3 protein-coding genes are annotated in these 12,854 nt (G+C 70.7%); all 3 read left to right on the forward strand.

All coding sequences use genetic code 11. From position 1 onward, the window contains the following. The first annotated feature begins 72 nt into the window (after positions 1 to 72). The 3 genes from RCH07_RS02850 (at position 73) to RCH07_RS02860 (ending at position 12,831) form a co-directional block, all read left to right on the forward strand. A complete protein-coding gene (locus RCH07_RS02850; protein WP_326965955.1) occupies positions 73 to 1,515 on the forward strand; it encodes a PucR family transcriptional regulator in 1,443 nt (480 codons plus the stop codon). A gap of 198 nt (positions 1,516 to 1,713) precedes the next feature. Further along, complete coding sequence (locus RCH07_RS02855) at positions 1,714 to 1,989, forward strand: hypothetical protein (RefSeq protein WP_326965956.1); 276 nt, start codon at positions 1,714 to 1,716, stop codon at positions 1,987 to 1,989. A 192-nt stretch (positions 1,990 to 2,181) separates the two neighbouring features. Continuing rightward, positions 2,182 to 12,831, forward strand: a complete 10,650-nt coding sequence (locus RCH07_RS02860) for a non-ribosomal peptide synthetase (protein WP_326965957.1) — start codon at positions 2,182 to 2,184, stop codon at positions 12,829 to 12,831. Positions 12,832 to 12,854 lie beyond the last annotated feature (23 nt).

Below are 12,854 nucleotides of genomic sequence, written 5' to 3' on the forward strand. Positions count from 1 at the left end.
AGGGAATAGCCACCTGCACACCCTTTCCGCCATGCTTTAGTGCGCTTGACCAGCCCCGACTATCCTGAATCCATGGCCATTTCACTTGCAGCCCTGCTGGGGGTGCCGTCCCTCAGACTGACCAAGGCCGGCCTCGCGGAAACCACCTGGCACCAGGACATTCGCTGGGTTGCCGTCACCGAACAGGAGGACCCGCAGCGCTTCCTCAACGGCGGAGAACTGGTCCTCACCACCGGGATGAGGCTCAGGAGCGCCCCGGAACAACGCCGCTTCGTCCGCCAGGTCCAGCGTGCCGGCGCGGTGGGGATAGGCTTCGGGATCGGGCTCACGCACGACGCCGTGCCGCCGGCCCTGATCGCGGAGGCCAACCGCTGGGGCCTGCCCATCGTGGAAGTGCCCTACGAGACCCCGTTCATCGCGATCGGCAAGCTCGTGGCCGATGCCCAGGCAGCGGACCACTTCGGCAAACTTGAACGGCTGATCGCCGGGCACCAGATCCTCGCCCGCGCGCTCCTCACCGGCGGTGGCCTCGCGGAGCTTCTCAAGCACCTCGGCTCCATGCTGCGCACCGAGATCGTGCTGACCCAGTTCACCGCCCGGCTCTACAACAGCGTCGCCGGGAATCCCGCGCCCAGTGCGGACGGCTGGTCCTCCTACCCGGTCCCCACCGGGCGCCGGGACGCGTGCACGCTGTGGATCAAGCAGCCCTTCGAGGACTCCGGCATCGTCGGCTACGCGCAGAACCTGATCAGCGTGGAGCTCAATAACATGGTCCAGCAGCGCCAGTCCCAGCGCGCCCTGGCCGGGCAGGTCCTCGGGGACGTGATTCACGGGGCGCTCGAGCCCAGCGAAGCCACCCGGCGGCTCGCCGGCATCGGCATCAACAGCACCCGCAAGAACGTTGTCCTGCTGGCCGAGTCCGCCGCCCACCGCAAGCAACTGGGAAGTTCCTCGCTGCCGCTGACGCTGACGACGGCGGTGAGCGCCGTCGTCGGAAATGACCTGATCGCGGTGGTCCACGACGACGGCAGCGGCGCCGGCGCGCTGGCCCGGAACCTCAGCGAACACCTGGCCGAGGCCGGGATCCACGCCACGATCGGGATCGGCGGGGCGTACACGAAACCGAACGGGCTGCGCTGGAGCTATTTCGAGGCCCGCGATGCGGCCAGCCACGGCCTGCCCGTCAACGAACCCGAGCGGCTGAGCCTGACCTCGCTGCTGCTGGCCAGCGAGGACGTGCCGCTCGCGGACATGGCGAACGAGTCCCTCGATCCGCTGCGTAGCTTCGACGCCGCCCACGGGGCCGGGCTGATGGCCACGCTGGAGAGCTACCTGACCAACAACGGCTCGGTGGCCTCCGTCGCCGAGGAGCTCACGCTGCACCGGAACACCGTCCGCTACCGGCTGGCGCAGATCACCGAACTCACCGGCTACGACCCGGCCCAGACTGCGGACCGGGTGCAGCTCTGGCTGGCGCTGGCCGTGCAGCGTCTCGGCTCCCGCTACCCGCGCTGACCCTTTCAAAGCAACGCGGGGTCACATCGCGCCCATGTTGGGGTCCCGGATGGGCGCGATGTGACCCCGCGTTGTTTGTCCGGCGGGGGTCGGTCCCATCCGGGGCCGGTCCCATCCGGGCTCGGGGCAGCTCCGAATGGCTCTATGGCACCTTTTTGGTGCGTGGAAACTATACGGCTACGTAACTGGAGATGAAAAGTGAAGAAGACCTTCAAGACCGCAACCCGGATCGCCGCAGGATCAGCCCTGGCAATTTCAGCCCTCGGCGTCGCCTCAATGCCTGCCCAGGCCGCCGCCCAGCCCGTCGCAACCACCGTGGTTTCCCAGCCTTCGGCGTCGAACAACCAGTTCAGCTTTGGCCCGCTCATCAACGGCGGGCTGGTCAACGGACCCCTCGTCGACGGCCCGCTCGTGGACGGTCCCCTCGTGAACACCGGCCAGACCGGACCGTTCCAGTTTGGCCAGTTCCAGTAACCCTCCCCTGACAATCCTCCCCTGATCCTCCGGCAGGCCGGCCGCCCACGGCCGCCTGCCGGTGGTCGTCCTGTCGGAAGTCATCCTGCCTGACCTCGCCCTTGCTGAGCTCGCCCTGCCTGAGCTCACGCGCGGGTCCTATTCCTGTGCCCTGGTGCGTCCGCAGCCCCCTCGAGATACCCGAGAAGGAACATGTCCTCGAATCCCCTGAACGCCCAGTCCAACAACTCCGCCGACAGGCTCGAACTGACCCCAGCGCAGCGAGGCATCTGGTATGCCCAGAAGCTCGCGCCGGAGAACCCGATGTACCAGATCGGCCAGTTCGTCGAGATTTCCGGACCGCTGGACGTCTCCGTGCTGGCCGAGGCAGTGGCGCAAGCTGTTGCCGGGACCGATGCACTCAATATGACCTTCGGGGAGGACCAAAACGGCCCGTTCCAGCGTCCTGTGCCGAACCCGGCCGGGCTGGACGTCACGGACCTGAGCGTGGCTAAAGACCCGGAAGCCGAGGCGCGGGCCCTGATGGACGCTGATCTCGGTCTACCGCGCGACGCCGTCCGCGACGCGCTGCTGCACACCGAGCTCATCATGCTCTCCGCGGAGCGGCACTACTTCTACCAGCGGGTCCACCACATCATGCTGGACGGCTATTCGGCGGTGCTGGTACTCAAGCGTATCGCCGCGCTATACAACGGACTGCTGGACAGGGCGGTTTCGGACACCGGAGTTTCGGGCAGCGCGGTTTCGGGCAGCGCGCCGGCAGCGGCTGAGCGGCACGGTGCTGCCGGCTTTGGCTCTCTGACCGAGCTCCTGGCCGCAGAGGCGGACTACACGGAATCCGCCACCGCCGAGGCCGACCGCTCCTACTGGGAAGCGCAGCTGCAGGACGCCCCGGCGGCGGCGGGACTGGCCGGCCGGCCCGCCGGCACTGCCACCTCGCTGGTCCGCGCAGCCCGGCCGCTGCCGGCTCCGGCCGCTGCCGCGCTGGCGTCCGCCGCCGGCTCCGCACCGGCGCTGGTCCTCACGACCGCCGCGCTCTATCTGCACCGGATCACCGGCGAGCGGGAGGTCTCCGTAGCGCTGCCCGTGACCGCGCGCCGCGGCAAGCTCGCGAAATCCACGCCGTCGATGCTCTCCAATATCCTGCCGATCCGGATCGGCGTCGATCCCGGCGCGACGGTCTGCGACACCCTCACCACCATGGGCGCCATCCTGCGCGGCGCCCTGATCCACCAGCGCTCCCGCTTCGAGGACCTCGGTACGCAGACCGGATATCTGGGCCCCTCAGTGAACATTCTGCCCGTCCTGGACGACATCAGTTTCGGCCCCGCCCGCGGCGCCATGAACATCCTGTCCACCGGCCCGATCGACGATCTTTCGATTGTCGTCCACGGCCTCGGCGCCGGCAGCGCCGCCCCCGCCCATACCCGCACCGCCACGATCCAGTTCGAAGCCAACGCCGCCCTGTACTCCGCGCAGCAGCTGGAAGACCATCTGGACCGCTTTGTCCGGCTCATCGACGACGTCACCACCCGGCCCGAGGCGCTCCTGGCATCGCTTTCGGTGACCACCGCCGACGAGGAACGTTCGCTGCTGGCCGCCGGCGACGCCGGTGACGCGGCGCTTCCGCAGCACACCATCGTGGAGGAATTCCAGCTCAGCGCCCGCGACGCCGGCTCCCGGACCGCCGTCGTCGCGCCCGACGGCGAACTGACCTTCAGTGAACTCGAAACCCGCTCGAACCAGCTGGCCCGGTTCCTCCGCAGCCACGGCGCGGGCCCCGGGAAAACCGTTGCCGTCCGGCTGGACCGCAGCGTGCTGCTGCCCGTTGCACTCCTGGCGATCCTGAAGTCCGGGGCCGCCTACCTCCCGCTGGATCCCGACTACCCCGCCGGGCGGGTGGAGGGCATGCTCGAGGACGCGGCCCCCGTCCGTCTGCTGACCTCCGCGGCGTTCACCGCCGGCCATGCTGGAACCGGCACCGCCGGCCACGAGGAACTCGCCACCACTGTCCCCGTCACCGTGCTGGACTCCGCCCTGATGGTCTCCTGCCTGGACGGCAAGGATGGGGCGGCGCCGGCACCGTCGGCCGGGCAGCAGGATCTTGCCTACGTCATTTTCACGTCCGGCTCCACCGGGCGGCCCAAGGGCGTCGGCGTCGAGCACCTGGCCCTGCTGAACCTGTACACCTCCCACCAGGACAGCATCTTCCGTCCCGCGGAGGTACGCCTCGGGCGCAAACTCAAGGTCTCCCACACCGCCGGCCTGTCCTTCGACGCGTCCTGGGATCCGATCCTCTGGCTCATCGCCGGCCATGAACTCCACCTCGTGGACAACCAGACCCGCCGCGACCCGGAAGCGCTCAGCAGCTACCTGGCCGGTACCGGCATCGACTCGATCGAAACCACCCCGTCCTTCGCCAAGGTGCTCCTGGCCGGCGGGCTGTTCGGCCAGGAAACCCACCCGACGGTGGTGGCTCTTGGCGGCGAGGCCGTGGACCCTGCGCTCTGGAACTCGCTCGCCGAGCAGGAGGGCGTGGTGGCCTACAACTTCTATGGCCCCACCGAAACGACGGTGGATTCCCTGACCGCCGTCATTCAGCCCGGCACCGACCCCACGCTGGGCGATTCGGTAGCCAACAGCCGCCACTACATCCTGGACTCCGGCCTGAACCCGGTCCCCGTCAACGCCATCGGCGAGCTCTACGTCGCCGGTATCAACCTGGCCCGCGGCTACCTCGACCAGCCCGGCCTCAGCGCCGAGCGCTTCGTTGCCGACCCCTTCGTCCCGGACGGCTCCCGCATGTACCGCACGGGCGACGTCGTCCGGCGGCTTGCGGACGGAACCCTCGAGTTCCGCGGGCGCATGGATGCACAGGTCAAGATCCGCGGCTTCCGGATTGAGCTCGCCGAAATCGAGGAGGTCCTCCGGTCCCTCTACGGCGTCGAGCATGCCGCCGTCGCGGTGGCCAAGAACCGGGCAGGCTACGACCAGCTGCTCGGCTATGTCACGTCCGGCCACGAGCTGGATACCTCGGAGCTCCGCCAGCAGGCCCGCCGGCAGCTCCCGGACTACATGGTGCCGACCGCCGTCCAGCAGATTCCGTCCATTCCCCTGACCGCCAACGGCAAGCTGGATACCCGGGCGCTGCCGTCCCCGAGCCGGGAAGCGGCCGCCACGGAGCCCCGCAACGAGCGGGAGCGGATCGTGGCCGAGGCATTCAAGGAAGTCCTGGGACTTGCGGCCGTCGGGCTGGACGACGACTTCTTCGAACTCGGCGGGCACTCGTTGCTGGCCACCCGGCTCGTGGCGCTGCTGCGGGACCGGACCGGCGTGGCACCGGCACTGCGCACGGTGTTTGAGCAGGCCACTGTGGCCGCCCTTGCCGAGACCCTTGAGCTCGGCGCCGGCAATGCCCGTCAGCTCGCGCCGGCGGAACGCCCGGGCGTCATTCCGCTCTCCTTCGCCCAGCGCCGGCTGTGGTTCCTGAACCGCTTCGACCCCGAATCCGGCGCCTACAACATCCCCGTGGTGCTGGACCTCAAAGGGTCCCTGAATGTCCGGGCGCTGGCGGAGGCCATCAACCGGCTGGCCGGCCGGCACGAGAGCCTGCGGACTGTTTTCCCGCTGGTCGACGGCGAACCCGCCCAGCAGATTCTTGCCGACGGCGAGCGCCCCGTACAGCTGCTCGGCGTCCAGTGCACCGCCGAAGCCCTGGCCGGCGCCCTCGCCGCGGAAACCCGCCGCGGCTTCGATGTCACGCGTGAGCTGCCGCTCCGCGCTGTCCTCTTCCAGCTGGCCCCGGACCACCATGTGCTGGCCATAACGCTGCACCACATCGCCGCCGACGGCTGGTCCCTGGCCCCGCTCGCGCAGGACCTCTCGCAGGCCTACAACGCCCTGGCGGCGGGCGCGGACACAGCGCTGGCCCCGCTTCCGGTCCAGTACGCCGACTACACCCTCTGGCAGCGCGAGGAACTCGGCAGCGAGGACGACCCGGCGAGCGCCATCGCCCGCCAGCTTGAGTTCTGGACCCGCGAACTGCGCGGCGCCCCCGAGGAGCTGCGGCTGCCGTTCGACTTCCTCCGCGGCGCGCAGAGCTCAGCCGGACCGGCGTCGTCCGTTCCCCTGGCCATCCGCCCGGAAACCGGCGCCCGGCTCAACGCGCTGGCCCGGGACCACAACGCCAGCCTCTTTATGGTGCTGCAGGCCGCGCTCGCGGCGCTGCTCACCAAGTCCGGCGCAGGTGAAGACATCCCGCTGGGCACCCCCGTCGCCGGCCGGACGGACACCCGGCTCAACGAGCTCGTGGGGTTCTTCGTGAATACCCTGGTGCTGCGCACCAACACCTCCGGGAACCCCAGCGCCGCGGAGCTCGTGGAGAGCGTCAGGTACACCAACCTGCATGCCTACGCCAACCAGGACGCACCCTTTGAGCGGGTGGTCGAGGAGCTCAATCCGGCCCGGTCCCAGCACCGCCACCCGCTTTTCCAGGTCATGCTCACGCTGCAGAACACGGCGGCCGCCGGTCTGTCGATGGACGGCCTCGAGGCCACGGCCGACCTCAGCCAGGAACCGGGCGGCGCCAAGTTCGACCTGCTGGACTTGGTGGAAAGCGACGGCATCCGCGGCTCGCTCGCGTACAACCCCGCGCTGTTCTCCCGGTCCACCGCCGAGCAGCTTGTGGCGGGCTTCCTCGCCGTGATCGAGCAGTTCGCCGCGGACCCCGACGTCACGCTGGACCGGCTGCGGATCCAGTCCCCGGAGCAGCAGGCCCGCGCCCTGGAACAGAGCTTCCGGGCTGCCGATCCGGCGGCGGAGACACTCCTGCCGGGGACGCTCCTGCCGGAGACCGTCGTCGATGCCTTCCGGGCCACGGTGGCGCGGACGCCGGACGCCCCGGCGCTCATTGATGCCGCCGGTCCGGACCATGCCGCCAGTTTTGCCCTGCTCCACGGCCGGGTCCAGGCCCTCGCCAAGGGCCTGATGGCCGCCGGCGTGGAACCCGGCGACCGGGTCGCGGTGGCGCTGCCCCGCACGGCCGACGTCGCCGCCGCCGCCCTTGCGGTGCTGGCGGCCGGCGCGGTCTACATCCCCGTGGACCTTTCCTACCCGGCTGAGCGGATCCGGATCATCCTCGAGGACGGCACCCCCGCCGTCGTTATCTCCGCTGCGCCCGCCGCTGCCGGTCCGTACGGACCGCGGACCCTCGGCGTCGATGCGCTGCTGGCGGCGGGTGCGAAAATTTCCGACGCCGCCCTCGCCGCCCGCCGTCCGGCCGCGGAGGCCCCGGCCTATGTGCTCTACACCTCCGGTTCCACCGGGCGACCCAAAGGCGTTACCGTGCCCCATGGTGCCCTGGCCAACCTCTTCAACCACCACCACCGCACCCTGTACGCCCCGCGTTTCCAGGCGGCGGCCCCGGGCGGAACCGTGTCCGTGGCGCACATCGCGGGCCTGGGCTTCGACGCCGCCTGGGATCCCATGCTCTGGATGATCGCCGGAGCCGAACTGCACCTGGTGGCCGACGAGGTCCGCGGCGACGCCGAGTCACTGGCCGGCTACTGCCGCAGCCACGGGATCGACGTGCTGGAGACCACTCCGTCCTTCGCCGGGCAGTTGCTGCAGTACGGTTTGCTGGACGGCTCCCGGGACAGTTCCAGGGACGGTTCCAGGGACACCGCCCGGGAGCAGCCGCTCATCCTTGCCCTGGGCGGCGAAGCCGTCCCGGCCGAGCTGTGGACCCGGCTCGCTTCGACGCCGGAGGTCTCCGCCTACAACTTCTACGGCCCTACCGAGTTCACCGTGGACTCGGTGATTGCCGAAATCAGCGGCGGCGCACCGACGATCGGCCGCGGCATCGCCAATACCGACACCTTCGTCCTGGACCCGTACCTGGCGCTGGTCCCGGCCGGCGTACCCGGCGAGCTGTACCTCGCCGGTCCCGGCATGGCCCACGGCTACGACCGGCGCCCGGCCGAGACGTCCGCACGCTTCGTCGCCAACCCCTTCACGGCCGGCGGCAGCCGGATGTACCGCACCGGCGACCTGGTCCGCCGGGCGCCGGACGGCACGCTGGAGTTCCTGTCCCGCACCGACGAGCAGGTCAAGGTCCGCGGTTTCAGGATGGAACTCGGCGAGATCGAGGCAGTGCTTGCCTCCCACGCCGGAGTTCACCGCGCTGTGGCAGTGGCCGACGGCGAGCCGGCCCACCGGGTGCTGGCCTACTACGCCGGAACCGCGCAACCCGCGGAACTGCGGGGCCTGGCCGCGGCCATGCTGCCGGACTACATGGTCCCTGCGATCTTCATGCAGCTCCCTGCCATCCCGCTGACGGCGCACGGAAAACTGGACCGGAAGGCACTCCCTGCGCCCTCCGCCGGCACGGGGGCGGCGGGGGCGGCCCCCGCGACCGCCGAGGAGCGCGCCATGTGCGGGATTTTCGCCGGGATCCTCGGTGTGGACACCGTCGCCATGGACGATGATTTCTTCCTTCTCGGCGGGCACTCCCTGCTCGCCGTCTCCATGATGGGCAGCGTCCGGGAGGCCTTCAGCACCGACCTGCCGCTGCGCACCCTCTTCAACGAGCCCACCCCGGCCGGCCTGCTGGCAGCCGTGCACCGGCAGACCGGGACCGGGTCCCGGGGGGCCTCCGCCGCCGCCGGTGCGGCCGCGGAAACAGCCGGGCCCGCGGCTGAGCCCGCTGCCGGGCCCGCGGCGGCCCTGACCCCGCTGGCTGATTGGCTGGACAGCCCGGCTTCGGTCCGGCCGGACCGCCTGGCGCTCTCCTTTGCTCAGTCCCGCATGTGGTTCCTCAACCAGCTGGATCCCGGCGCCGCCGACTACAACATCTCCCTGGCCGTCCGCATCACCGGCGAGCTGGACGAGCGGGCGCTGGCCGCCGCCGTCGGGTCGCTGTTCCGACGCCACGAGGTCCTCCGGACCGTCTACCCGGACACCGGCGGCGTGCCGGAGCAGCTGATCCTGGCTCCGGACGACGGCGCCGCCGGCGCCGGCATGCGGCTGGAGGCCGTCGCCGCCGGGTCGGAGGCGGAGGTTCCGGCCCTGCTGCGCGAGGACGCCGAACGCGGCTTCGATGTGCGTTCGGAGCTCCCGCTGCGGGCACGGCTGATCCGGATCGGGTCCGCGGAGGACGCGACGGCGTGGGTCCTGCACCTCGTAATGCACCACATCGCGAGCGACGGCGCCTCCCTCGCCCCCCTGGCCCGGGACCTGTCCGCAGCCTACGAGGCTGCCCTCGGCGACGATTCTGCTGCCCATCCGGCTCCGCTGCCCTTGCAGTATGCCGAGTACGCCAACTGGCAGCGGCAACAGCTCGACGGGGCGGGGCTGACCGCCAAGCTGGACCACTGGCGCCACACGCTGGCCGGCATCCCGGCCGAACTGATGCTGCCGGCGGACCACCGCCGGCCGCGCGAATCGCGCCAGCCCGGACGCCAGCTGCAGTTCCGGCTCAATCCCGCCGGCGTCAGGGCACTGGGCAGTCTCGCCTCGACGTCGAACGCGACCCTGTTCATGGCCCTCCACGCCGGACTGGCAGCGTTCCTGCACCGCACGGGTGCCGGCGACGACCTCGTGATCGGCTCCCCGACGGCCGGGCGCACGGATCCGGCGCTGCGCGAGCTCATCGGATTCTTCGTCAACACCCTGCCGCTGCGGGTGGACGCCGCCGGCAGCCCCAGCCTGCGGACCATGCTCGGCAGGTCAAGGGACAGCATCCTGGCCGCCTTCGACCACGACGATGTGCCCTTCGAACGGCTGGTCGAAGCCCTGAATCCCGAGCGTGAGCTGGGCCGGCACCCGCTGTTCCAGACCATGCTCACGGTGGACAACGAGGCGCCGGCGGTCCCGCAGCTGCCCGGCGTCCGGGTAGCGGCCGAGCCGGAGACGGCGTCGGGCGAGGCCAAGTTTGATCTGTCCTTCACCTTCCGGCCCGACGGCGGCAATGCCGGCGGCGGCGGCGGCGGCGGCGGGCTGGCCGGCACCATCGACTACAACGCAGCCATGTTCGAGGATAAGACCATCCGGCGGCTTGCGGACAGCTTTGGCCGGTTCCTTGAGCTGGCTGCGGCGTCGCCGGACACCCCCGTCGCGCTGCTCCCGATGATCGGGGACGAGGAGGCACGCGGGCTGATGGACGCCACCGCGGGAACACGCTCGGCCGCCCCAGGCAGCCCGTCAGCTGCCGCCGACGCAGCAGCCGCCGACGCGGAGCCCGGCGTTCTGGCAGCCTTCGCCGCAACGGTCAGCGCAACGCCGGACGCCACCGCCCTGGTGGCGGACGGCGAGTCCCTGAGCTTCGCCGGGCTGGCCGCTTCAGCCGCCCGGATCGCCGCCGCCCTGGCTGCGGCAGGAGTCAGCCGCGGGGATGTGGTTTCCGTGCTGCTCCCCCGATCGTTGGGAACGGTGGAAAGCATGTTCGGGGTCCTGGCCGCCGGTGCCGTCTACAACCCCATCGACACCGAGTACCCGGACGAGCGCGCCGCCGCCATCATCGAGGACGCCGCGCCGCCGGTGATCCTCACCAGCCGCGCCGTGGCCGGCCGGGTTGAGCAGCTCGTTGCGGCCCTGCCCGTCCGTCCCCGGGTGCTGCTGCTGGACGAGCTGGCAAGCAACGCGGATGCCGCCGACCTGACGGCTCTGCTGCCGAACCCGGACCCCCGCGAGCTGGCGTACGTGATGTTCACCTCGGGCTCCACCGGCCGGCCTAAGGGCGTCGAGGTCAGCCATGGCGCCCTCGCGGCGCTGCTCGGCTCGCACCGGGACACGCTGATGTCCGGCGCCGGCCGCCGGCGGGTCGCCCACACCACGGGCGTCGGCTTCGACGCCTCCTGGGACCCGATTCTGTGGATGGTGCACGGCCATGAACTGCACGTGATCGATGACCACACCCGCCGCGATTCCCGGCAGCTCGCCGCCTACTTCGCGGAGCACGGCGTCTCGGTCTGGGAGACCACCCCCGGCTACCTGCGCCAGCTCCTGACCGAGCCGGTGTTCACCGGGCTGCTGGACGGTCATGCCGGCGGCGGCCAGGCGGGACGCTTCAGCCTGGCGCTCGGCGGGGAAGCGTTCGACGCCGGGCTCTGGGACAGCGTCGCCGCGCACCCCGGCGTCGAGGCCTGGAACCTGTACGGACCCACCGAGGCAACAGTGGACACCGTCCTGGCCAGGGTCGGCGACACCGCCGGACCCGTCCTGGGCGCGCCCACCGCCGGGACACGGCTCTACGTCCTGGACAACAGGCTGCAGCACACCCTCCCCGGCGCGGCCGGTGAGCTCTACATCGCGGGACGCCAGCTCGCCCGCGGCTACCGCGGCCGGCCCGAGCTCACGGCCGAGCGGTTCGTCGCCGATCCCTTCACCGGGCGCGGCGAGCGGATGTACCGCACCGGCGACGTCGTCTACCGGCACGCCGACGGCCGGATTGTGTTCGCCGGCCGCAACGATGACCAGCTCAAGATCCGCGGCTTCCGGGTGGAGCCCGGCGAGGTACTGCAAGCCCTCCGCGGCGCCCCCGGCGTCCGGGAGGCCGTGGTGCGTGCCGTTGGACACGACGGCGGCAGTGGCGGTGTGCGTCTGATCGCCTATGTGGTGCCTGCGGAGACCGGTCCGGCGAACGGCGCCCTGCCCGACGTCGTCCGCAACCATGTGCGGGCACTGCTGCCGGACTATATGGTGCCGGCCGCCGTCGTGGTCATCGATGAGGTGCCGCTGACGCCGCATGGCAAGGTGGACGCCGCTGCGCTGCCGGATCCCGGAAGCGTGGCCCGCAGCGCCGGGCAGGCCCCCCGGACCCCGCGGGAAAAGACCGTCGCGGGGATCTACGCCGAGGTCCTTTCGCTGGACAGCGCCGGCGTCGACGAGTCGTTCTTCGAACTCGGCGGGCACTCCTTCCTCGCCCAGCCGCTCATCGCCAAGGTCAACGCGGCCCTGGGGACATCCTTCCAGGTCCAGTCGCTGTTCCGGGCGCCCACCGTGGAGGGCCTGCTCCGGGAGGCGGGCAGGGGTGCGGAGGAAAGCGCGGCGGACAGCCTGCGTCAGCTGCTTCCCCTGCGGACGGCCGGTACCAAGTCACCTTTGTTCGCGGTTCACCCTGCCTCGGGGATCGGCTGGGGCTATGCCTCGATGCTGGGCCGGCTGGATCCCGAGCGCCCACTGATCGGGCTGCAGATGCCCGGGATGGAGCCGGGCCGGACCCATCCGGTGGAGGCCGCCACGCTGACCGAGCTGGCCGACGAATATATCGCACAGCTCCGCTCCGTCCAGCCGGAGGGCCCCTACCACCTGATGGGCTGGTCCTTCGGCGGGTACCTCGTCCACCGGCTGGCCACCCGGCTGCAGGAACTGGGACAGGAAGTGGCGTCCCTGGCCATCCTGGACGCGTTCCCCGGCAACCAGGAACACAACTCCGACGTCGGAACCGGACAGGCGCTGTGGGCCCGCTACCTCGAAGCCCAGGGCTACGACCTGGCGGACGAGGACACCGCGGCCCTGGACGGGACCCGCGCGCTGGAAATCCTGCGCGAGCACCACAACCCCCTGGGCAGTGTCCCACTGGATTCCGTCAACGCGATGGTGCGGAACTTCCCGGACTTGGCGCGGCTGATCCGGGATGAGCAGCCGCAGCTCTTCAGCGGCGATCTGCTGTTCTTCCGGGCCACCCGCGAGGTACCGGCCGGCACGCCCGGAAGCGAGTCCTGGCAGCCGTTCGTCACCGGCCGCATCACCGAGATTGCGGTGGACGAGCGGCATTCACAGTTGCTGAGTGACCGGGCTCTCAACGCAATCATGCCGGCGCTGGCCATCCAGCTGGGCGGCTGAGACGAATAGCATGTGATGCCCCT

The sequence above is a fragment of the Arthrobacter sp. CG_A4 genome, from assembly GCF_035985125.1.
GTDB lineage: Bacteria > Actinomycetota > Actinomycetes > Actinomycetales > Micrococcaceae > Arthrobacter.

Excerpts from the sequence above, each read along its gene's own strand:
- RCH07_RS02850 (WP_326965955.1), top strand. The coding sequence starts at position 73 with ATGGCCATTTCACTTGCAGCCCTGCTGGGGGTGCCGTCCCTCAGACTG.
- RCH07_RS02860 (WP_326965957.1), top strand. The coding sequence starts at position 2,182 with ATGTCCTCGAATCCCCTGAACGCCCAGTCCAACAACTCCGCCGACAGG.